The organism is Rapidithrix thailandica, from assembly GCF_039710355.1.
GTDB classification, from domain to species: Bacteria; Bacteroidota; Bacteroidia; order Cytophagales; family Flammeovirgaceae; genus Rapidithrix; species Rapidithrix thailandica.
In genome coordinates this window covers 312,365-335,799 of the sequence record NZ_JBDKWZ010000001.1, presented here as the reverse complement: position 1 = coordinate 335,799, position 23,435 = coordinate 312,365, and the positions used below count along the sequence as shown (strand labels likewise).

Below are 23,435 nucleotides of genomic sequence, written 5' to 3'. Positions count from 1 at the left end.
TCCGGTGATAAGCTTATCACCGGACCGGTTATTTTTTGCTTTTACGTGCAAACTTATTGAACAAATTGAATGGAACCACAATAGTTCAAATCTGCCCGGAGAGACATTCTTCTTACTTTGTTTCCACTCATAATAATCAAAGCGGCCGTATTGGGAGGCTCATCCCCCAGGTTATGGGCAAACAAGATTAATTCATTTTCTTTATCCGGGTCAAACTTTAAATGAATCGTCTTTTTACGCTTTTTCAAAGTATATTCTCGCACCACCCATTCCCCATTGAATTTTAAAGAAATCATATCACCATCCACTCTTCGTTGATCCCACAACCGCACTTCTATTTCATCTCCTTCCACTCTAAAAAGCCCTTGTTGGTTTACATACCGCCCTTGTAAATCATTATTCGCAGTAGGCAATACAGGTTCTGCACTAGCCACCGGTTCCGATATTTTGGCTTCCGGCTCCGGTTCTTTTTGATTGGGGTTTACTTCCACCAAACTGACCTCGTCTATAAATACATAGCCTTGCGGATCTACGTCATAGCTGTAATAACGGATATGGGTTTGGTAATCGTTGAGGAAATTGCCCAGGGTGAGATATTCCAGTGAGGATTCGGCTTCAAAGGTAAATTCTATTTTTTGCCAATTTAAATCGTAAAAAATTTCCTGAAACATAAACTGAGCTTGCACTTCTATACCCAAAGGTTCATAAATCCATTGTTTTAACGGATAACTGGTCAAGCATACCCCAAAGCCATTGGTTCCGATATTCCCAAATGCCCTTCGATCACCGCTGGATACATACATCGTAAACTTATATTTCTTACCGGTTTTAAGCGGCTCGGTTAACTTTACAGACAGGTATTCCCGGTAATTGTTCACCCTTTGCATATAGGTAATGACTCCGGCACAGGAGCGTCCTTTATAGGGCTTGAAGGAGGTCCGGTATTTTTGAAACTCCTTATTTCCCGTATCAAACATATGATCCGGAGTGCCAAACAATGCAGAATTGCGGTTCTGATTGGTATTGTACCAATGGTCTACATTCTCCATAAAGGCATGCCCTTCGGTTTCTTTTACAATCTCTTCAAAACCACCATTTGGAATTAAATTTTGGGCAAGGGAAGTTCCTGGTATGAATAGCCCTGGCAGAATCATCCAAGTCATTGCCACCATACACAACTTCTTTTTCAAGGCGGGTTTGCACTTACTTTGTAAAAAAGAAATTTTCAGTTTGTTTGTCAAATTACCGTTCCCAGCATTCATGTTTTGTTAATTAAAATGATTTGGAGAAAGAAAAAGCCCTTTCTTGATTAAACAAAGAATTTACAGTTTTGGTAGCCATTTACTCTTCGAAGGTTCACAAAATAGTCTCCACAATTTGTAAACTTCTTACGAATCCTCTTTATGAAGTTCAACTATTTACTTAGAGCATGTTTTATACACCGTGGTCTTTTTTCAAGAATAGGGAGCAAAGCGGAACCTGTTTAAAATTAGCAAAAACCTTACAGCTTTCCACACTCCTTTCGGAAAGCAACTTTACCCAATAAAAAAGACAGCCCATTTCAGCTGCCTTTTCTTAAGTGTCGTCTTTTATTTTTCTTTGTACTGAAAGAATTAATGCGCTTCCAGCCAGTTATTACCAACGCCCACTTCTACCTCCAAAGGCACCCCCAACTTCACAGCATTTTCCATCAGTTTTTTGACTTGACTCTGCATGATCTCCAATTCATCTTTATGTACATCAAAGACCAATTCATCGTGTACTTGCATAATCATTTTGGAGCGGAGCTTTTCTTTTTGCATCCATTGATGGATATCAATCATCGCCTTTTTGATAACATCCGCTGCACTCCCCTGAATCGGTGCATTAATCGCATTTCGTTCGGCAAAGCCCCGTTGGGTAAAGTTTCGAGAGTTAATATCCCGCAAGTACCGTCTCCGGCCCATGATCGTTTCCACATATTCCTGCTCACGGGCAAAGTTAATGACCCAATCCATATACTCTTTTACAGAAGGAAACTCCTGAAAGTATGTATCGATCAATTCACCGGCTTCTTTTCGTGGGATATTCAAACGTTGCGATAAGCCAAAAGCTGAAATGCCATAAATAATTCCGAAGTTAGCGGTTTTTGCTTTCCTTCGCATTTCCGGGCTCACCTCTTCCAGGGGCACTTTATTGATCCGTGCTGCGGTGGCCGCATGAATATCCTTTTTCTCTTTAAAGGCTTCAATCATGTGTTCATCCCTGCTAAAGCTTGCCATAATCCGGAGTTCTACTTGTGAATAATCCGCGGCCATGATCACATAATTTTCGTCCCGGGCGACAAAAGCTTTTCGTATTTCCCGCCCTCTTTCGGTCCGGATCGGAATATTTTGCAAATTGGGATTGGTAGAACTCAAACGGCCTGTGGCTGCCACGGCTTGGTTGTAAGAAGTATGAATCAAGCCATCCTTTTCGCTGATCAATGCCGGCAAGGCATCTACATACGTGGATTTCAACTTTTGCAACTGCCTGAAATCTAAAATATCCTGTACAATTTGATGCTCTTTTGCCAAAGTGATTAAAATCTCTTCCCCGGTTGCGTATTGTCCGGATTTGGTCTTTTTCGGTTTTTCAATCAACTTCAGTTTTTCAAATAGAATCACACCCAATTGTTTTGGCGAGCCTATATTAAACTCTTCCCCAGCCTCCTTAAATATTTTTTGTTCGATGGCTTTAACCTCCTCTTCCAATTCATTTGAGTATTTCTTCAACGAGTCAATGTCCACTTTCACCCCATTCTCCTCAATTTGAGCCAACACATTTACCAAGGGCATCTCAATTTCCCGGAAGAGTTTTTCCTGGTTAAGTTTGGCCAGTTTCGGGGCAAACACGGCTTTCAGTTGCCAGGTAACATCGGCATCTTCCGAAGCATATTCCGCCACTTTCACAGGATCCACATCTTGCATATTCCCTTGCTTTTTCCCTTTTTTACCGATCAGGGTTTCGATCGAAAGAGGAATATAATTCAGGTAGTTCTCTGCCAGCACATCCATGTTATGCCTGGAATCCGGCTCAAGCAGGTAGTGGGCCAGCATCGTATCAAACAAATCACCTTTTACTTCTACCCCATAAGAGTGTAATACGGTGAGATCATATTTAATATTCTGCCCGATTTTAGCAATTTTCTCATTGGCAAATACCGGCTTGAAGGCCTCTAACACTTCGGCAACATTGTCGTCATTTACAGGGACATAATAGCCTTCAGAGGCATAATAAGAAAAAGACATTCCTACCAGTTTCGCTTCATATGCCTGAATAGAAGTCGTTTCGGTATCAAAGCAAAATTCCTCCTGAAGGCTGAGAAAATGAATCAAGGAGTCGACTTTGTCTTTTGTATCGATCAGGTGATAGCTGTGTTTTGTATTTTCCAGGGTCTTTTTTTCAGCCTGCACCTCTTCTTCAGATTCTTCAGCTACCGGGGCCGTATCAAACAAAGACGTCTGTTGCCCCTGGGTTTTGGTTCGTTGTTTAGCAGTAGCCGGAGTACTTTCCCCAAACAGCCTCTTGGACAGCGTTCTGAACTCCAGGTCTTCAAAAATGTTTTTTAACTCCGGTTCATTAAAGCCACTGTACTTTAAGGCCTCCTCGTCAAAATCCACCGGCACATTGATATCAATAGTAGCCAGTTTTTTCGACAGGATTCCTTGTTCGCCAAATTCAATCACCCGCTCTTTTTGTTTTCCTTTTAACTTATCGGTATTGGCTACCAAATTTTCCACCGTGCCGTATTCAGCCAACAGTTTGGTAGCGGTTTTAGGGCCGATTCCCGGAATTCCCGGAATATTATCCACACTGTCTCCTTGCAAACCCAAGCAGTCAATAACTTGTTCTATCCGCTCTACTTTCCACTTGGCCAAGACCTCTTCCACGCCCAATATTTCTACGCCATTACCCATAAAAGCAGGCTTGTATAAATATATATGTTCCTCCACCAGTTGTCCATAGTCCTTGTCCGGAGTCATCATATAAACTTCAAAGCCCTCTTTGGAAGCTCTTTTCGCCAATGTTCCGATAATATCATCTGCTTCAAACCCGTCTTTTTCCAATACCGGGATCTGAAAACCTTTCACAATATCCTTTATAATGGGAATGGCAGTGGTAATGTCTTCAGGTTGTTCTTGCCTTTGCGCTTTGTATTCTTTATATTCAATATGCCTGAAGGTTGGGGCTTTGGTATCAAAAGCCACCCCTATATGAGTCGGCTTTTCCTTTTTGATAATTTCAATCAAAGAATTGGTAAACCCCAAAGGAGCCCCGGTATTCAGTCCTTTGGAATTGATACGAGGGTTCTTACTAAAAGCAAAGTGGGCGCGATAGATCAAAGCCATCGCATCTAATAAAAATAATTTCTTGTCAGGCATTATATATAGTTTTACACCATCTTACATGATTCTACCAAACCATCTCTCTCATAAAATACACCAAAGCAGGAATGGCAGGCTTTTCGGAGAGGTAAACTTAAAAAAATCACTGGGAAATCGGTTGCTAAACAGTTACTATTTTGTTGATCCGGTGGCTGGAGTAAAACTCAGACACCCAAGAGTGAATTTTTTGCGCAAAAGATTGCTTTAAAGTAAGAAGGGACTTATCCATGAATAGTCAGTCAGCCTGTGTATGAGTCAAGGCATAAAAAAAGGCAGACTAGAAGCCTACCTCTTTTTTACTAGTTAAACATGCAACAACTTTTTGGAAGTTTGTAAGTTTTTTCAGCTCATTAAAGTGGCTCCCTTAGGAGCTCCAAAGTTTTGGATCACTTAGGAAATACTCGTTTTCAGGAAAGTTATCTCCAAAGTATATATTGAATATCAAAATACATGGGTTTTCAGATTCTCTAAGAAGAGTACCCAATACAAAATATTTGCTTTACATGTATGGGTAATTATATGAAGCTAAGGTAGCAATAAAATCCATTTCCTGTCAAATACGTTAACAAATGTTTAGCAGATATAAACACTTGAAAATGAAAGTTTAATTTCTCCACTACCTTTTGAAAACCGGCTCTTCCGGGTTGTTATTATTCTTGTACTTTACCTGTATACATAAGCCCTACTCCAGTGAGCTTATCCTACAGCTTTCCCAGATGCACAAAAAAAGGAACCTGTAGCAGGTCCCCTCCTTTTTGATGAATTTGCCAAGTAATTACTTCCAAAGTTTCTCAGGATATTCCCCGGCTTCCACTAAGCCTTTAATTCTTTCAACAGCAATTTCCTTATCTTCTTTGTACGTTACTCCAAACCATTTTGCCGAGGTATTCAACACTTTCAGTTGTGCCTCACCACTATTAATCAAGTTATTTACGACTGTAGGAATAAAAAATTCAGCTTTGATATTGGTCTGATTTTCCTTTACAAAGTCGGTAAATTGTTCCTGGCAATGTGTAAAAATAGAAGGGTGAAAACCAAAGAAATTCATTGAAGCCACTTCTTCGCCGGTCAACGGGTGTTTCTGACCCTCTCCATCTTGGTAAGCGATGCCTTCCTCTGACTTGGTAATATGAGTTCTCTCTACAATACTTTCCAAATACCCTTCCTCTGATTTTGCACAAATCCCTCTGGAAACATACCCATGGTCAGACAAGGTGTTTTTCAGTTGGTACCCAACCATACAGTAGTTTTTAGGGTCTTCAGCAACGCCTGACTGAAGGTAGTCAGCCATTTGTTTGAAAGAATCCGCACCATAAAAATCATCTGCATTGATCACGGCACATGGTTCATTAACTTTAGGAGCAGCTACCATCACAGCATGGGCTGTTCCCCAAGGTTTAGTACGATCAGCCGGCACACTCACTCCTTCAGGTACTGCATCCAACTCTTGGAATACATAGTCTACCTCTACCTGTCCTTGTAGTTTTTTACCAAAAATTTCTCTGAAATCGTCTTCCAAGCTCTTGCGGATGATGAAGACAACTTTTCCAAAACCAGCCTGGATCGCATCATAAATGGAATAATCGATAATAGCTTCCCCGTTTGGTCCGAACTTATCAATTTGCTTCAAGCTCCCATACCTGCTGCCCATACCAGCAGCCAGAATTAACAGTGTAGGCTTCATGTAATATGGTTTTTTAATTTGAAGTTTAAAAAAATGATTTTCCAAAGGTATACAGCAGAGCCCAATTCCCCGAATATTTAACCAATAATCAATACTTTAGTAAAGGAATTCACCTCCAATAGGAACATTACAATAATTGATAGTACTTGTCAAATCGTTGGTTGATTGTTATGAACATAATGTAACAAAAGCCCTTCCTTTTCCAGGGGGCTTTCTTTCTCAGAAAACAGCCAAACTACTACTCTCAACAGTTCGCTGTACAGCAATCTCAGCGAACAGTCCATACTATATATTGTTTGTATATGATTTTTCCCCTAGTTTTGCAGTCTTATTTTTCAATTTGACTGATTGTGTGTATTAATAAGGAATCTTTATAAATTTGCTAGGTCGAAGCATTACCTTTTTCACCAAAAAAATATACACTTGCAAAAAAAGAGTTAAATAACCTATTGGAAATTTATCTTTAAACTTTGAATAATGACATTAATTAACAAAATCAGGGAAAAATCCGGTTGGGCGATCGGGATTGTAGCCGCTTCCATGGGGATGTTTATCGTAGGAGCAGATTTGCTTTCTTCGAATTCCTTCTTAATGGGCGACAACAAACAAGTAGTAGGAGAAATTGCCGGAGAAGAAATCTCCTTAAAAGAGTTTACACGGCAATTTGACCGGGTCAAAGATAATTTCACTCTGCAATTCAACAGTCCTCCACCAGAAGTACAAATGCCTATATTGCGTGAAACCGCTTGGGAACAACTGGTCTTTAAAAAAGCCTACCAGGAGGAGTTTGACAAGTTGGGGATCATGGTAACTGACGAAGAATTAAGTGATATGATCCAAGGAAATAATATCGATCCTAACTTTGCCAGCAATTTCACCAATCCCGAAACCGGCGAAGTCGATAAAAACTTGATCGTGCAGTTTTTACAAAATTTGGATCAAATCCCCCAACAAAAAATTGCTTTTAGCATTTTTGAACAAAATATCTACGAAAACCGCCTCAGAACCAAATATCAAAACTTATTGGGGCTGACGTATTACGTTTCGAATACGGAAGCTAAAAAAGAGTACCAAAAGCAAAATACAAAGGCAGACATAAGTTACTTGTATGTACCTTATGCCTCCGTTGCCGATTCTGCTGTAGAGGTTTCTGAAAGCATGTTGGAGGAGTACTACAGTGCACATAAAGATGACTTCAAGAAAAATGCAAACCGGGAAATCCAATATATCAGTTTCCCTTTCAACCCTTCCAAAGAGGACAGCCTGTATGTGAAGGAAGAGTTGAGCAGAATGGTCACCGAATTCAAAAATACAAATAATGATACCGCTTTTGTAGAAGCAAAGTCGGAAGCTGATCAAAACTTTATAGTCGCGAACCCTTCTAACTTACCGGTGGAATTGAATCCTGCGGAATTGGTAAAAGGAGATGTATACGGTCCTTTCTTGGCAGGTGACAGCTATAAGATTTACAAAGTATTGGATGATTCCGAAGATACGGTATACTCTGCCAGAGCCCGCCATATTTTATTCAAAGTGAATGAAGATGCTTCTGCCGAAGAGAAAGCGGAAGTACGCCAACAAGCCAATGAAATTTTGAAGGAAATTCAAAATGGTGCGGACTTCGCAGCAATGGCCCGTCAGTATGGACAAGATGCGACCCGTTCAAGCGGTGGTGACTTAGGTTGGTTCACTGAAGGAACTATGGTGAAGCCTTTTAACGATGCCGTAATGAGAGCCACCCAAGAAGGCTTATTACCTCAATTGGTAGAAACCAACTTCGGCTATCATATCATTGGTGTTACAGGTGTAAAAACCAAACAAAAATTTGTAGTAGCCAGTGTTGAAAGGGCGATCTTAGCCAGTGATGAAACCGTAGATGCCGCTTATCGGAAAGCCGGAAAATTCACGAAATACAAAGATGCCGATGAATTTGAAGCAGCTGTTGAGCAAGATTCTTCTTTAATCTTGTACCAAGCCTTGAACATTCCGAAAGATGCCCGGTTCATCAATAACTTGAGCGGTTCGCAAATCCGGGAAATCGTACGTTGGGCTTACAATGAAGCAGAAGTAGGAGATATTTCTCCAATCTTCGAACTGGAAGACCGCTTTGTCATTGCCGAAATGATTGGCGCAACGGAAAAAGGTGTTTCTACCTTAAACAGTGTTCGTGAGCAAGTGAAGCGTGAAGTGTTAAAAGAAGCCAAGCAAAAAGTGATTCTTGAAAAACTCAGTGGCATTTCAGGCGAACTGGAAGCAATAAAAGAACAATATGGAAACGGTGCGGTAGTAGGCAATACCAACGATTTGTCTTTAGCCAGCGTTTCTCTACCTCGGGTAGGTTTTGCTCCTAAAGCTATCGGTACGGCATTTGGCTTAAAAGAAGGCCACACCTCCAAACCCGTTGCCGATCAAAATGGCATCATCATCGTCAAAGTAGACCGTTTGGAAGAAGCCTTGGAAACTGCGGATTACACGATCTACAAAAAACAAGTGGCACAGCAACATGGCAACCGGGTGGCAACCAAAATCAAAGAAGCCATCGATAAATTTGCCGAAGTGAAAAACGACCTCTATAAATATTACTAAACACCTGTTTAGGATAAAAAAGCCGTAATGTCATCAAAACATTACGGCTTTTCTTTTTAGGAATGATTTTTCCGGTTAACGATGCATTAACTCTTCGATCTCCTCTACTTCCACCGGAATATTTTTCATTAAATCGACCGGTCCCTCTTCCGTAATCAGAATGTCGTTTTCAAGCCGGATGCCCAATGCTTCTTCCCTGATATAAATCCCCGGTTCGCAAGTTAAGACCATCCCTGGCTCAAATACCTGATAGCGTTTTCCATAATCGTGTACATCAATCCCCAAATGATGCGAAGTCCCATGCATAAAGTATTTTTTGTATAGCGGCTGTGCCGGGTTCTGGTTTTTCACATCGGTAGTATCCAACAAACCTAAACCGATTAACTCGCTTTCCATTAATTTGCCAACTTCCCGGTTTAAATCGATCAGGTTATTCCCCGGAACCAATAAATCAACAGCTGCCTTTTGCACACGCAATACGGCATTATATACGGCTTTTTGCCGCTCGGTAAACCGGCCGTTGACCGGTATCGTACGACTTAGGTCAGCACAATAATTTGCATACTCGGCTCCAAAGTCCATCAAAAGCATATCTCCGTCTTTGCATTGATTTTCATTATCAATATAATGCAATACACAAGCATTGAACCCGGAACCTACAATGGGTTGATAGGCCATTCTCCGGCTGCGGTTGCGGATAAATTCATGATAAATTTCCGCTTCAATTTCATATTCCCACACTCCTGATTTCACAAAGTTCAAAACCCTTCTGAAAGCTTTATCCGTAATGGAAATGGCTTCTTTTAACGCCTCCACTTCTTCCGGCTCTTTCACTACACGTAATTGATTCATCAATGGGGCCAAACGCTGATAGTTATGAAGCGGAAACTGCTCCATACACCACTTTCTGAAACGGTCATCCCGGGTTTCTACGGTAATAATATCACGGGTATTTTCATTGGTATTTAAATAAATATGCTCCGCTTCAAAAAGCAAGGGTTTGAGAACCTCTTTAAAATGGGAAGTCCAAATAACCGTGCGAATCCCCGAGCGCTCTTCTGCCTCCTCTTTAGTGAGTTTTTTCCCTTCCCAAATGGCGATTTCCTTGTTCGTTTCCTTGATAAATAAAATCTCTTTAAAGCTTCGTACTTGGTTATCTCTACAATCCGGATACATTACCAGAATACTTTCTTCCTGGTCTATTCCTGTGAGGTAGTACAGATCGGAATGTTGCACAAACGGATGAGTGGCATCTGCACTGATAGGCATATTATCATTAGAATGCACAATGGCAATAGCATTCGGTTTTAGTTTTGCTGCTAATTTTTTCCGGTTCTTAGCAAACAATTGCCCGCTTATGGGAGTATATCTCATGTCCAAGTATATTTAAGCTGTAGATTCGTATTTTTTCTATAAATTTAAGAGGATTTTCTTTAAAAAAAGGGGATAGAAAAGCATCTTGGATATCTCCTCTGGTTAATCCTGAACGGGTCAACTGTTATCAACTACTAAAAACAACTAGGTATAAACTACTATGAGGGGGATTATCATCGCAGTTTGGCTTTGGAGCTTTGCTGCAGTAGCTTGGGGACAACCAAATAAATATTGGATTTACTTAACGGATAAAGACACTGCTAATTACCACTATCAAGAGCAATTAAGTCAAGCAGCCATTCAAAGAAGGCAGCTTCAAGAGATCCGTTTACAACAATATACGGATGTACCGGTCAACACAAGCTATCTCAAAGTTTTGGAAACGTACGGGATCACTCCGGTCAGCCAATCCAAGTGGCTGAATGCCGTGTCTGCCTATTTAAGTACTGAGCAACTCCAGCAAGTACAAAAGCTTTCCTTTGTTCAAAAAGTACAAAGGCTGGATAGCCGTTGGCATATTGCTTCTTCCTTCGCACAACCCTTCCTTGTGGACGAAATTTATACCACAGCCATTGCCCAACTAGAAGGCAAACAACTCAAAAAAGCGGGTTTGGATGGCACTGGCATCACCATAGGAGTGATTGATGCCGGTTATTACAAAGCCAATCAGAATGACTACCTTCAAGAGCTTTTTAAACATCAGCGAATCTTGGGTATTAAAGATTTCGTCAATCCCTTAAAGGGAGATCACTTCGACAAAGCGGAAACCAGCAACGATACCCATGGCACCCAAGTACTGGAGTTTATCAGTGGGAAAGTGGAAGATGAAATTCAAATAGGCTTGGCTACCGGTGCCCAATTTTACCTGGCCCGAACAGACCATGGATATGCTGAGTTCCGGGGGGAAGAAGACTATTGGATTTCTGCGATGGAATGGATGGACAGCCTGGGTGTTTCCCTGATCAATACCTCCTTGGGGTATGCGCTCGGTTTTGACGACCCTTCCGAAAACTATTCACCTTTGGATATGAATGGAAATACTTCAGCGATTTCCAAAGCTGCAACCATCGCAGCAAACGACAAAGGGATATTGTTGGTGGTATCCGCTGGCAACGAAGGGGAATCGGCAGATTGGCGGATTATTTCTACCCCCGCCGATGCCAAAGGCGTACTGGCGGTCGGAGCAACTAATTACCAGGGTATGAAAGCCGGATACAGCAGTATCGGTCCCGATTTCTTATCGTATATCAAACCCAATGTTTCTTGTTATTCGCTAGGAGGCACTTCCTTTTCGGCTCCGGTCATTACAGGTTTTGCGGCTTGTCTTTGGCAACAAAACCCGGAAATCAAAAGCCATGAATTATACGAAATTATTCAGCAATCCTCCACTCTTTATCCTTACGGAAATAACTATATTGGCTTTGGCATCCCCAAAGCGTCCAAAGCTTTGGCTCTTATGCAAAAGAACAAAGTTGCTTCGTCAGTACAGGTCTTGATGTCCAATAACAAAACAGTTAAAATTAAATTAGACACAAAAAAAGACCAGCATGCCGTGGTTTTTCACAAGAAAGATCAGCGCATTGTTCAACGCCAGGAGCTGATTTCCGTAAAGAAAGGAGAAGTAAAAATTAAAAAACCACGTTCTTCGGCAATTAAATACAGCACCATTGTTCTACCAGGAAGCAGCTATGAAGTCCATTGGCAATAATCATAGATAAGCGGGAAGAAAGGAATTGTGGGCTATTTGTTAAGAATTGAACAATATCGCTCATTCATCCGGAACAAATTCTTATCTTCGCTTCAGAGCTGTCTGGAAGGCTTAGATTCAGCTACTTCTCTCTTTATATTTCCCCATCACAGCTACCTATTCCTTTAATTTTTGTTAAGCAACTGTTAAAAACAATAACAATTGTTGCAACGAATATTGTTAATACATATTTTTGTTACATAATTCATTCAAAGATTGTGGATCACAAAGCAAAAGATTCCAAAAACATTTAAAGTTTTATAAACAATTTACAAAACATGAAAAGAGTAAACATCCTTATTGCCGCAGCGTTTATTGCGTTTTTGTCTTCATTTACTACCATTGATAATGACAAAAAATCTTTCAAAGCGAAAGTGGATACCAAAGACAGCAAAGTTGAGTGGGTTGGAGAAAAAGTAACCGGAAAGCACGAAGGGACAATCAACATCGCTAACGGACAATTAGAAGTAAAAAACAAAAAGATCGTTAGCGGAAGCTTTGAAATTGATATGAACTCTATCAATGTAACCGACTTAGAGGGTGAATATAAACAAAAATTGGAGGGTCACTTAAAATCCGATGATTTCTTTGGCGTAAACAACCATTCAAAAGCAAAATTCGTCATCACCAAAGCGGTATCTCAAGGAAGAGATAAATATAAAGTTAGCGGTGATTTGACAATCAAAGGGATTACTAACAAAATTGAATTCCCTGCGACTGTGAAAATAGAAGGTGAAAGGGTAACGGCTTTGGCAAAAATCACTATTGACCGTACCAAGTTCAACATCAAATATGGTTCCGGTAGCTTTTTTGACAATCTGGGTGACAAAACCATCTATGATGAGTTCAAATTGGACGTAACGTTAATCACCGAATAAGTAGCGTAGCAAATAAGCAAGTTGTTAATAAGTTATACACACCAAACCTTCCGGAGTTCTTGATTCCGGAAGGTTTTTTTTATATGTTTTTCATCGGTAAAGGTAAAGGTATTCGTACCAAAAAGTTATTGATGCCGGCCAACGGTCAAATGCATCTCGGCCAGTTTCCGGGTGATAAAACCCGTAATGCCTTTAGGGAAAGTTAAGGCCTGTCGTGATTCAGGCAAATGTTGCGTCAAAATTTCATCCAAAATAAATTCCGTTTGGTTAGGATAATGCACTTCTACACGTTGTTCCTGTACCAACCAATTCTCAATCTTTGGTAAATATTTTTTCTTCAAACTCGGAACAATTGGAATTCCCATATCCTCCAAAGCTGCGGCATTACATTGTTGTTCGTATTGCTTTTTCATCGGAATAGCCAACAGTTTTTTGCCCAAATACAGCGCTTCCGCAGGCGTTTCAAAACCTGCTCCGCAAAGTACTCCTGTGCTACTGGCCATACTTCGGACAAAGCGATCATTGTCGATCGGCATCATATGAATATTGCCCATAAAATATTCACGGGTATTGTGTTTGGAGAACACCTCCCAACGAGTGTTGGGGAATGTACTCAGATACTTTTCGATACGCTCGTCACTATAAGCAGGAAGGTAAACGGTGTAGTGTCCATGGTCTTCCGGATAAAGCTCGCGCACCTGTTGCCGGATTACCGGGGTAAATATTTGTTCGGTATATTTCTGAAAGTGAAACCCGTATTGCTTGAAAGCAGGAGCGTAATACTTCAACACCAGTTTGCCAATGAAATCAGGGCTGGAAGGCTTAGGCGCTTGTTTGGACGCTACGGCACTTTGATGACTCAGGCCAATGCATTTTTTCCCTTGCAATAAGGCAGCCCAAGCCGATACAGGTTCAAAATCATTGATCACCAAGTCGTATTCTTTAAGAGACAAGGAACGTACTTCCTGCATCAATTGCCAAATCCGGCTCTTCTGAAACGTCTTTTGCAGGTCAACCCCTCCTTTTTTTCCAAAGATAAAACTTAAGCCTTCCAATTGGTATTTGACCGGATAAGGAAGAGAAACATCTGCTTGCGTGCCGCTGATCAATACATCCACTTCGGCCTTTTGTTGCAATAATGGAATGATGTCACGGGCCCGGCTCAAATGGCCATTACCCGTTCCTTGAATCGCATAAAGTATCTTGGTCATTGAAAAAATGTTTTGTGAATCGGGAAATCGAGTAACAGCAAAAATTTATTAGGCCTTCCCTCCACTTTAGTCCTCGCTGCCGCTTTCCAGGTTAATGGTTATAAGTTTAGTGTATAATGTTGTCTAGTGTTTGAGTAATTGGAATTCTTGTAACAGGTTATTGAACAATTGATGGTTATCCAGGTAGGCTTCCGCTTCAACAGTTTCTTCTTGTTTCACACAATCACTTTGATACGTATAGATGGACCACTTTCCCCGGTGAAACTCCAAAGCCGTAAGGTTTTCAATCCAATCTCCTGAATTCAAATAAGTGACGGCTCCCTCCTGTGTATGAATCATTCGCATTTCCGGCTGATGGATATGCCCACAGATGACATAATCATAGCCATTGGAAGCCGCTATTTCCGCAGCCGTTTGCTCAAAGTTATTGATAAACTTTACGGCTGATTTCACACTGTTTTTAATACGCTTGGACAAAGAAATTTTGCCCCGGCCCAAAGCTTCCGAAGTTAAGTTGACAAACCGGTTCAATAAAATCAAGGTATCATACCCGATGGCCCCCAACTTCGCCAGCCATTTGGAGTGCTGCATGGTAACGTCAAAAACATCCCCATGAAATATCCAGGCTTTTTTGCCATTCAGGTTCAGCACTACTTTGTTTACAATCTCCAAACTCCCCATACGCAAGCCGTCAAATTTCCGCAGCATTTCATCATGATTACCCGTTACGTAGTATACTTTGACGCCTTTGGTCAGAAAATCCGTAATTTTCTTCACCACTTGCATATGGCTTTTGGGCCAATACTTTTTACTAAACTGCCAGATGTCAATGATATCTCCATTGAGAATCAAGGTTTCCGGTTGAATGCTCTTAAGATATTCCAGTAGTTCCTGTGCATGGCAACCGTACGTTCCCAAATGCACATCTGAAATAATGACAACATCCACTTTTCTTTTTCCAGCTTTCATATTATAAAGGTTATTTGCCTATGAATGAGGGGTAGTATAGGGCCTGTTGTAAGTAATTTGTTTGTATACAATACCGAAATCGTTGAGGGTAAAAACAACTTGATTATCAAGGGATAAAGTTAGCCGCTTTATTCAAAGGGAGAGTTGCCTGAAGATGAAGCTTTTTTGAATTCTGTTTTGAAGAAACCGGACAGTGTTACCTTGGAAAGAAGAATGTGTTAAGCAATGCCCCTTTTCTATAATTTAGGGTAAAGTGCTGAAATATTGACTTCTGCTCACAAAGAAATATCTTTGGAGAAGCAAACATAAAACCTCTCATAAGACACGACTTGGATAAGGAACTTTGGTCAGCATTAACAAAGGGAAGTGAACAAGCCTTGGTGAACCTGTACGAACGGCACCACGAAGGATTGTACAACTATGGTTACCGCTTGAGTTCCAACCAAGAAATCACCCGGGATTGTATACAAGAGCTGTTCCTGGATTTATGGCACAAGCGCAAACAACTCAAAAGCATAGAGTATGTCAAAGCCTATTTGCATAAAATGCTCCGCAACAAAATTGTCGATGTAGTAAAAGAAAATGGGAAGTTCTCCTTTCAGGCTTCTTTCCGGGAAATACAGGAGTTCACGCTCTCACAAGAGGATATTCTGATCTTAGAAGAATATACCAACGAACAAACCCTACAACTCAAACAGGCTCTTTCCAACCTTTCCCACCGGCAGAAGGAAATGATTTTTCTGCGTTTTTACAGCGAGCTGAGTTATGAGGATATTGCTGAAATTACTTCTTTAAAATACCAATCTATCCGGAACCTTCTATACGAAGCTCTTCGAAACCTCCGCAAGCAACTCCTGTTGTTGTTTTTGATATTGATCATACAATAGCCAGTACTCCAAGATTCGCTTTTAAATAGGATAAGCTTCTCTCTACCATCCCTTACATTGAAAAGCGATTTAAACGTATAATTTTAGTTTTGACCGAAAATAAAATCAAAACCGGCTCATCAAGGCACTTTTTGAAGAGAATAGCCAAAGCTATTGTTGAAAAAAGGAACACAGAGGAGGCGTTTTTGAAACATTTCAAAAAAAGAAAAAGGTTAATTCACTTCATTATCCAAAAAAGGAAAAACTACAGGCGAACCAATACGCTCTTTTGAAAAAAAAGAATATTTTTTCAAAATCGATCAGTACAAAATCAATATCCTCCGGATATATCTATAAACAACCAATAAACATGAACGAGCAAAACTATACAGTAAGTGAATTGATGGCCGATGAATCCTTTCAAGCCTATGTATTTGGCTGGAACACTACGGCAATTCATCATTGGCAAACACTTCTGGAACAAAATCCTGAATTAAAAAGCAGGGCCGATGAAGCCCAAAAATTGCTAACTAGCTTTTCCATTAAAAGCCATACGCTTGAGCGTAAAACTTACCAGGCTGATTTAATGGGCCTAAAAAAGGCACTGCAACAAAACCTTTTGCCAAGCAATAAGCAAATGCATTTGGAAGTAAAGCAATCTTCACAAAATTTTCCTTGGCAATGGGCAGCCTCTATACTTCTGGTAGTAGGGATTGGGTTTGGCCTCTTCCGCTTTTATCAGAACAGAGAAGAACAGGTAGAAACCCTCTGGTATAAGACCATCTCTGTGCCGGCAGGGCAGAAATCTACATTCAAGTTACCAGACGGGTCAAAAGTGGTGCTTAATTCACAAAGCACGCTCAAAATACAGGAAAACTTTGAGCAGAACAGGAATCTTGAATTGGAAGGAGAAGCCTTCTTTGAAGTCGAAAAAGACCCTGCTCACCCCTTTGTCGTAAAAAGTGGAAAACTTACCACCACCGCCTTAGGAACATCTTTCAATGTTAAGGCCTACCCGGAAGATGCGGAATTGGAAGTAGCCTTGGTCACTGGCAAAGTAAAGGTTTCAAAGGATAGGCCAGCCGGACAACGGGAAAGTGTCATTTTGAACCCAGGCCAAGGAGTGCAAATGCAAACGGCACAAGAAAAACTTAAAACCTTCACCTTCAACCCTCAGCAAAGCCTGGCTTGGAAAGAGGGTACGATCTACCTGAAAGAAGCGCGGATGGGTGAAATTGTACAAACCTTGGAGCGATGGTACGGGGTGCAAATTGACGTGCACGGGCAAGAAACCAATGACCGCCATTTTTCGGGAGAATTCAAAGGACAAAGTTTAGAAAACGTCCTGAAGCTACTAAGTTACTCACGCAATTTCACATACACCATATCAGGTAAACAAGTAGAAATAACATTTAATACAACAAAATAAACCATTCATCAATACTCAACATTAGCCAATGGATTTTGCCATAAATAGCTCATAAACAAAAACCGGTAATACAGAGTACTACCGGCCTATTTCATACCCTCTCTTGAACCTGGATGCGCATTGGGGAATGACGGAAATCCAGTGTTCCGGGGGAGTGGTTTGCCTGAACATTTCATTCATCCAAACACCTTAAAGATATGAATAAAAAAATTCTACGACAATTTATCATGGTGACGAAATACTCAATTTTGGGTTTTCTCCTCCAATGTTTCTTCATTCATTTTTTTCTTGTGCAAGCGGCCAGTGCCCAACGCTATCAAAGTGCTAAAGAGGTGTATATCGAAATCGGTTTGGAAAATGCCTCTTTACAAGAATCTTTCTCGAAACTACAGGAGGTATCCAAATTTTATTTTTCTTACAACACGGAAGATTTAGACAGTAAATTACGGATCAATCTTTTGCAGAAAAAGCAATCGGTAGCGGATGTCTTGTATCATATTTCCCGAAAAGCAGGCCTGAAGTTCAAACAGGTCAACAATCATATTACCGTGGGGATGCTCAACCGGGAAAAAGCTTCTCTTGCACAAAGCCTGGAGGTAATCACTCAGGAAGTGATTATAAAAGGCCAGGTGGCAGATAGTAACGGACAACCCCTTCCGGGGGTGAATGTCTATGTAAAAGGCAGCACCTTGGGTACCATCACTGATGCCGAAGGAAAATACAAACTATCGGCTCCCAACGATGCCACAACACTGGTGTTTTCATCCATTGGATATCAGCGGAAAGAAATAACCATTCAAGACGATACGGAAATCAGCGTGCGACTGGTCGAGGATGTAAAAACCTTGGAAGATGTAGTAGTCGTGGGATACGGTGTCACAGAGAAGAAAGATTTGACCGGGTCTGTTACTTCCATTTCCAGTAAAGAAATTGAAAATGTACAAGTAAACAGTGTAGACCAACTCTTACAGGGAAAAATGTCCGGGGTGATGGTAGCCAATTCCAATGCACAACCTGGAGCGAGAGTAAAAGTACAAATCCGGGGAACGGCCTCTTTGGTAGGCTCCAGTGAGCCTTTGTATGTGATCGATGGAATCCCCTACGATGCGGATAATATGTTTGTGTATAATTCGAGAAGCGGGGTTAGCAAAGATGTCAACTCTATGTTGAATCTGAATGCAGCCGATATCGAATCCATCGATGTATTGAAAGATGCTTCTGCTTCGGCCATTTACGGTTCCAGAGCTGCCAATGGCGTTGTGATCATCACGACCAAACGCGGAAAAAAAGGACAAAAACCTTCGTTTAATCTTCGTCATTATACCAGTTTAACCCGGAAAGTAGATAACTATAACCTGCTGAATGCCCAACAGTTTAAAGGTATTATGCAGGAAGCTGCTCAAAATTACCTTGATCAAGGCTTTAACAATCCGGAAGCTGAGCGGATCGTAGATCCTAACTCCGGGTATTTTTACGAAGGGGATACCGATTGGGGGAAAGAGCTTTTCCAAACGGCCACCGTATCCAGTTGGGACCTTTCGGTAAGAGGTGGCAGTGAGAACACTCGCTATTTTGCCTCTTTTTCCTATTTTGACCAGGAAGGAATCATGAAAGGGGACAAGTTGGAGCGTTATAGTGGCCGCCTGAACCTGGACGCTACCATTAGCAAAAAGCTGAAATTCGGCACCAACCTTAATTTCTCATATTCCAACAACCCTACTTTAAATAAAGGGATGGATGCTGTATTGCGCTTCCGGCCCGATGCCCCGATTTACAACGAAGATGGCACTTACTTTACCGATATCCGTGAAGACAACCCTGTAGCCTTGGCCACAGCAAAGTACAACTTTGAAAGCTACCGGTTCTTAGGAACAGCCTTTGGGACATTCGATCTTTCTAAAGATTTACAATTGAAATCTTCCCTTTCGTTGAATTTGGGCAACTTCCAACAATCCATTTACAATCCCAGTTATTTACAAGCGGGAACTAACTACGGAAAGTATCAGGGTACCGGGCAGGAAGCTAACAACCTCACTACTACCCGAATTTTTGAAAACACCCTGACCTATAACAAAACCTTTTCCGGCATACACAAGGTCAATATAGTCGCAGGGGTTTCTTTTCAGGAAGATAAGAATAAAAACTCCTCAGTGGTAGGAGCCGATTATCCCTTTGATCAAACGCTCACCAACCTTTCCAGCGCCTCCCGCCCCATTAGTACCAGTGGCTATTCCAGTGGCAGTGGTTTGAGTTCCTGCTTCCTTCGGGCTAATTATATATTAAAAGATCGCTACTTAGCAACCTTTACTTCACGCTATGACGGTTCTTCCAAATTTGCCGAAAGTAATAAATACGGATTCTTTCCTTCAGGAGCTTTGGCCTGGCGGGTTTCCAACGAATCGTTTATGGATGGTTTGAACTTTCTCAATGATTTGAAACTGCGTACCAGTGCGGGATTTACCGGAACCCAAAGCCTTGGAAACTATGCCTGGAGAACCCTCTTCTCTCCTGTTGACTATATGCAACAACCCGCTATTTATCCCTCTACATTGGGTAATGATAAAGTCAAATGGGAAACCACATTTATGGTGGATGCAGGAATTGACTTCTCCCTATTCGACCATCGCCTTTCCGGTAGTATCGGATACTATTACAAAGACACGGACGATATGTTGATGGTCGTTACCTTACCTCCTAGTTCCGGTTTTAAAAATATTCCCACTAACCTCGGCCGTATGACAAACAAAGGCGTGGAAGTAGAGCTTTCAGCCGATATCTTACGCAATCAAAAAATTGAATGGAAGGTAAGCGGAAATATCTTTTTCAACCGCAACGAAGTCAAAAAGCTATACAACGGCCAGGCTACCTCTTCTACCAATGGGGGAATTTTCTTGGGAAGGGAAGTCTTGGCGGAAGGTTATCCGACCGGTACCTTTTTCGGGTACATTGCGGACGGATTGTTTCAAAGTCAGGAAGAAATTGAACGCCTCTCTGCCCGGGACCCTGAAACAGGAGAGTTGATTCTTTATCAGAAATATGCGGCTCCCGGTGATATCAAATTTGTGGATTTGAACGGAGATAGTGTGATCACTACCGATGACCGGACGTACCTGGGAAATTCTCAACCGAAGTTTGCAGGAGGTTTTCAAACCAGTGTAAAGTACAAAGGCCTGGAATTAACCGCCTATTTCAATTTTGCTGTTGGGCATAAGAAGTTTTACAACAATTCTTATCAACAAATCTTCAGACCTTCCAACATGCTGACCGATGTGCTTCATCATTGGACCCCGGAAAATCCGAATGCTACTTATCCCCGAATGGTGTTCAGAGATCCTAATTCCAACAGACGCACCTCCACTTTTTACCTACACGATGCCAGCTATTTACGGATGAACAATCTGCGCCTGGCCTACACCCTTCCTCAACAAGTCATGGAGAAGTTCTTTATCCGTTCGGCGCAAGTATATGTAGCCGGAACCAATTTACTGACCTTCAGCGGCTACCCAGGTATGGACCCCGAAGCCACTTCATTGCCCCGGGATGCGGTATTCCAAGGTTCGGACAACAGCTTATACCCTGCGGTAAGAACCTATACATTGGGTGTAAACCTTAGTTTTTAATTCTGAAATCCACGAAATAGAAACCGATGATGAAAAAAATAATTCTCTATAGTCTTTTATTAATCCATACCTTATTGGCTTCTTGCAGTTTGGTAAATGTAATTGATCAAGTACCTCCCAATGACCTCGTTCCCGAAAATGCCATTACTGATGAAGCATCAGCCGAATTGGCCTTGAATGGAGTGTATTCTTATTTTCAAAGAAACCTGAACTATATCAAGTTAGGGGCGGTTCCGGCCTTTTCCAGTGGTTATCTCACGGCCAACAAGGCTTTGCTCAACTGGGAGGCCAACTATGAGGAGAACAATGCCCGTTCCACCACATTCGATCTCCTTGATTTTTGGACAGGGTTTTACAAGGCAATTAATGCGGCCAATACGGTCATTGCCGAAGTCGGAAAACTCCCCGAAGACAAATTTAAAGGTGCGCGCAAAGAGGAAATTCTGGCCGAAGCGCACTTTCTCCGGGCAATGTTTCACTTTGATTTGCTTCGCTATTTTGGAGAGTATTACAAGATGGACAGTGACCGGGGAATTATCATCAAAGATACTCCCACTACTTTGAATACGGTAAAAACAGGCCGTAGTACCGTCAAAGCATCGTATGAGTTTATCGGGCAAGAATTGGAATATGCCATCAAGCATGCACCTGAATTTACCGAGCCTTACCGGGTATCCAAATGGGTAGCCAAAGCACTCAAAGCCCGGATAGCTTTGTATACAGGCGACTATACACAAGCTGCCAGTATCGCAGAGGATGTAATCCAAAATAGCGGACTGACCCTTGCCGAAACGTATCAGAGCTTTTTCGAGCAAGGATATAATGCTCCCGGGTTGCTCTTCAGCCAGGGTTCCGATCAACAATCCCAGGAACAAGATTACCGCTTTGATGCTTATGGAGAGGGCTATTGGTCGGCTTCCGAGTCATTTGAAAATGTAATTGGCGATGACCCGCGAAAAGCCATGATTATAGGAGGGGATGCAGACTGGGGAACCCAACTGCCCAAATTGATTGCGGCCACCGAACTCCAACCTGTTTATTATTTCCGTTTGGCAGAAATGTATTTGATCAAAGCCGAAGCATTGGCCCGGAATGGGGCGAGCCTAAGCGAGGCACAAGCGCCTTTCAATATCATCAGAGACCGTGCAGGAGCCACTCTCTCTCAAGCCACTAACCAACAGGAGCTGTTGGAGGAAATCTATAAAGAGATCGTCATTGAGTTAGGTTTTGAAAACGGACATGAGTGGTTTGCTGCCATCCGTTTCGGCAAAGCTTTGGATTTAAAAGAAGAAATTACCGAAGCCTATCAATATATCTTACCCATTCCTTTAGGCGAATTACAAGTGAATGACTTGTTAAGCCAAAACCCGGGGTATGAGCAAGAGTAATTATGTTTCATGTTAGCGAGATGGTCTTGGCCCTTTGGGCTAAGGCCATTCTTTTAAAAGACGAGACAAAATATACCGAGCTTTCTATAAAAAATTTCAAAACAGATACACAAAACCAATTCATCACATTTATCTATGAAAAATTCTTTCTTAATCATTTCCCTTTTTCTACTGGGTTTTGCATGTTCAAATCCCAAACAAGAAGGTACTATTCAAGGCTTCACCTTACAAGGCACAGTGGAGGGACTGGACAGCGGACAAGTGACTTTGTACAAAGTACAACATGACAAGACCGTTCCTTTTGATTCTACCCAATTGCATCAAGGGAGCTTTACGTTTAAAGGCACATTGGAGCATCCCGAATTGGTCCGAATCAAGTTTAAGGGGTTTAAATACCCATACATGTACTTTTTTATGGAGAATCAAGAAATGAAGTTCAGTTCCTTGTTGGATTCTACCGGACGCCTTCATTTGCCGGAAATTAGCGGTTCCGCCTTACAAGATCAGTATTCACAATACAATGACTCTCTTTATACCTTGCGAAAAGCCGGCCGCAGTTATTACGGAGAATACCGCAAGGCACAGGAAGACAAGGACCAAGAAAAAATAAACGAACTGAATGCCTTGATGGAAAAAGCAGAGCAAAAACAGAATGCTTTTATCCGGGAAACAATCGCGCAACATCGCAAAACCATTTTAGCCCCTTACCTGATTTACAATAACTTTTCTTACGGAGTGAGTTATGAGGAATTAAAGCAATTGACAGAACAGGTGGATAACAGTATGGCCAATTATACTTTTATGCAAGGGCTCAACAAACGGCTGGAAGTGCTTAATGCTACCAAAGCGGGTGAGAAAGCGCTTGATTTTACCATGAATGACCCGGAAGGCAATCCGGTTTCCCTCTCTTCTTTTAAAGGCAAAGTACTCTTGGTAGACTTCTGGGCATCCTGGTGCGGGCCTTGCCGGAAAGAAAATCCCAATATTGTTAAAATGTACCATGAATTACATCCGAAAGGCTTGGAAATTCTGGGAGTCTCCTTTGATAAAGACAAGGCCAAATGGCTTAAAGCCATTGAAGATGACGAACTCAACTGGACCCATGTAAGCGATTTAAAATACTGGGAGAATGCTGCCGGAAAACTCTATGGGATCAAAGCAATTCCTCACACCTTGGTAATCGACCCGAACGGCATCATTGCGGCAAATGGCCTTCATGGTGAAGAATTGAGAAGTAAAATCGAAGAATTACTGGAATCCAACTAACCCGAAACAAA

Annotated in this window: 14 protein-coding genes; 8 read left to right on the top strand and 6 right to left on the bottom strand. The window is 41.6% G+C overall.

The genetic code is table 11. From position 1 onward, the window contains the following. Positions 1-53 precede the first annotated feature (53 nt). The 3 genes from AAG747_RS01140 to AAG747_RS01130 form a co-directional block, all read right to left on the bottom strand. Positions 54-1,262, bottom strand: a complete 1,209-nt coding sequence (locus AAG747_RS01140; protein ID WP_346819278.1) for a hypothetical protein — start codon at positions 1,260-1,262, stop codon at positions 54-56. 351 nt (positions 1,263-1,613) lie between these two features. Further along, complete coding sequence (polA, locus tag AAG747_RS01135; RefSeq protein WP_346819277.1) at positions 1,614-4,403, bottom strand: DNA polymerase I; 2,790 nt, start codon at positions 4,401-4,403, stop codon at positions 1,614-1,616. Positions 4,404-5,181: 778 nt separating this feature from the next. Beyond that, positions 5,182-6,090, bottom strand: coding sequence for a nucleotidyltransferase family protein (locus tag AAG747_RS01130; RefSeq protein ID WP_346819276.1), 909 nt, complete (start codon positions 6,088-6,090; stop codon positions 5,182-5,184). A gap of 477 nt (positions 6,091-6,567) precedes the next feature. Here AAG747_RS01130 and AAG747_RS01125 point away from each other — a divergent pair, with 477 nt between their 5' ends. Beyond that, positions 6,568-8,676 (top strand): peptidylprolyl isomerase, encoded by a 2,109-nt coding sequence (locus tag AAG747_RS01125; RefSeq protein WP_346819275.1) that lies wholly within the window; start codon positions 6,568-6,570, stop codon positions 8,674-8,676. Positions 8,677-8,751: 75 nt separating this feature from the next. Here AAG747_RS01125 and AAG747_RS01120 read toward each other — a convergent pair whose 3' ends face one another. After that, positions 8,752-10,050, bottom strand: coding sequence for an aminopeptidase P N-terminal domain-containing protein (locus AAG747_RS01120; protein ID WP_346819274.1), 1,299 nt, complete (start codon positions 10,048-10,050; stop codon positions 8,752-8,754). Positions 10,051-10,210: 160 nt separating this feature from the next. On the opposite strand from AAG747_RS01120, the gene AAG747_RS01115 reads away from it, so the two are divergent. Both AAG747_RS01115 and AAG747_RS01110 read left to right on the top strand, forming a co-directional pair. Beyond that, on the top strand, positions 10,211-11,758 hold the full coding sequence (locus tag AAG747_RS01115; protein WP_346819273.1) for a S8 family serine peptidase: 1,548 nt from the start codon (positions 10,211-10,213) through the stop codon (positions 11,756-11,758). 317 nt (positions 11,759-12,075) lie between these two features. Then, a complete protein-coding gene (locus AAG747_RS01110) occupies positions 12,076-12,675 on the top strand; it encodes a YceI family protein (RefSeq protein WP_346819272.1) in 600 nt (199 codons plus the stop codon). A gap of 125 nt (positions 12,676-12,800) precedes the next feature. Here the strand turns inward: AAG747_RS01110 and AAG747_RS01105 are convergent, their stop codons facing one another. Continuing rightward, the gene (locus tag AAG747_RS01105) at positions 12,801-13,886 is read right to left on the bottom strand and encodes a glycosyltransferase family protein (RefSeq protein WP_346819271.1); all 1,086 of its coding nucleotides are present in this window, start codon (positions 13,884-13,886) and stop codon (positions 12,801-12,803) included. Positions 13,887-14,009: 123 nt separating this feature from the next. Beyond that, positions 14,010-14,855, bottom strand: a complete 846-nt coding sequence (locus tag AAG747_RS01100) for a UDP-2,3-diacylglucosamine diphosphatase (protein WP_346819270.1) — start codon at positions 14,853-14,855, stop codon at positions 14,010-14,012. 329 nt (positions 14,856-15,184) lie between these two features. Here AAG747_RS01100 and AAG747_RS01095 point away from each other — a divergent pair, with 329 nt between their 5' ends. The 5 genes from AAG747_RS01095 (at position 15,185) to AAG747_RS01075 (ending at position 23,424) form a co-directional block, all read left to right on the top strand. Continuing rightward, positions 15,185-15,742, top strand: a complete 558-nt coding sequence (locus AAG747_RS01095; RefSeq protein WP_346819269.1) for an RNA polymerase sigma factor — start codon at positions 15,185-15,187, stop codon at positions 15,740-15,742. 349 nt (positions 15,743-16,091) lie between these two features. Continuing rightward, positions 16,092-17,150 carry a FecR family protein gene (locus AAG747_RS01090; protein WP_346819268.1) on the top strand — a complete coding sequence of 353 codons (1,059 nt, stop codon included), beginning with the start codon at positions 16,092-16,094 and terminating at the stop codon, positions 17,148-17,150. Positions 17,151-17,347: 197 nt separating this feature from the next. Continuing rightward, a complete protein-coding gene (locus AAG747_RS01085) occupies positions 17,348-20,770 on the top strand; it encodes a SusC/RagA family TonB-linked outer membrane protein (protein WP_346819267.1) in 3,423 nt (1,140 codons plus the stop codon). A 26-nt stretch (positions 20,771-20,796) separates the two neighbouring features. Continuing rightward, positions 20,797-22,158 (top strand): RagB/SusD family nutrient uptake outer membrane protein, encoded by a 1,362-nt coding sequence (locus tag AAG747_RS01080; protein WP_346819266.1) that lies wholly within the window; start codon positions 20,797-20,799, stop codon positions 22,156-22,158. Between the two features lie 135 nt (positions 22,159-22,293). After that, the gene (locus tag AAG747_RS01075; protein WP_346819265.1) at positions 22,294-23,424 is read left to right on the top strand and encodes a redoxin domain-containing protein; all 1,131 of its coding nucleotides are present in this window, start codon (positions 22,294-22,296) and stop codon (positions 23,422-23,424) included. The last annotated feature ends 11 nt before the right edge of the window (positions 23,425-23,435 follow it).

Bases quoted from the DNA above. Each gene is read 5' to 3' on its own strand.
- AAG747_RS01140 (WP_346819278.1), bottom strand. From the start codon at position 1,262: ATGAATGCTGGGAACGGTAATTTGACAAACAAACTGAAAATTTCTTTT.
- polA (WP_346819277.1), bottom strand. From the start codon at position 4,403: ATGCCTGACAAGAAATTATTTTTATTAGATGCGATGGCTTTGATCTAT.
- AAG747_RS01130 (WP_346819276.1), bottom strand. From the start codon at position 6,090: ATGAAGCCTACACTGTTAATTCTGGCTGCTGGTATGGGCAGCAGGTAT.
- AAG747_RS01125 (WP_346819275.1), top strand. From the start codon at position 6,568: ATGACATTAATTAACAAAATCAGGGAAAAATCCGGTTGGGCGATCGGG.
- AAG747_RS01120 (WP_346819274.1), bottom strand. From the start codon at position 10,050: ATGAGATATACTCCCATAAGCGGGCAATTGTTTGCTAAGAACCGGAAA.
- AAG747_RS01115 (WP_346819273.1), top strand. From the start codon at position 10,211: ATGAGGGGGATTATCATCGCAGTTTGGCTTTGGAGCTTTGCTGCAGTA.
- AAG747_RS01110 (WP_346819272.1), top strand. From the start codon at position 12,076: ATGAAAAGAGTAAACATCCTTATTGCCGCAGCGTTTATTGCGTTTTTG.
- AAG747_RS01105 (WP_346819271.1), bottom strand. From the start codon at position 13,886: ATGACCAAGATACTTTATGCGATTCAAGGAACGGGTAATGGCCATTTG.
- AAG747_RS01100 (WP_346819270.1), bottom strand. From the start codon at position 14,855: ATGAAAGCTGGAAAAAGAAAAGTGGATGTTGTCATTATTTCAGATGTG.
- AAG747_RS01090 (WP_346819268.1), top strand. From the start codon at position 16,092: ATGAACGAGCAAAACTATACAGTAAGTGAATTGATGGCCGATGAATCC.
- AAG747_RS01085 (WP_346819267.1), top strand. From the start codon at position 17,348: ATGAATAAAAAAATTCTACGACAATTTATCATGGTGACGAAATACTCA.
- AAG747_RS01080 (WP_346819266.1), top strand. From the start codon at position 20,797: ATGATGAAAAAAATAATTCTCTATAGTCTTTTATTAATCCATACCTTA.
- AAG747_RS01075 (WP_346819265.1), top strand. From the start codon at position 22,294: ATGAAAAATTCTTTCTTAATCATTTCCCTTTTTCTACTGGGTTTTGCA.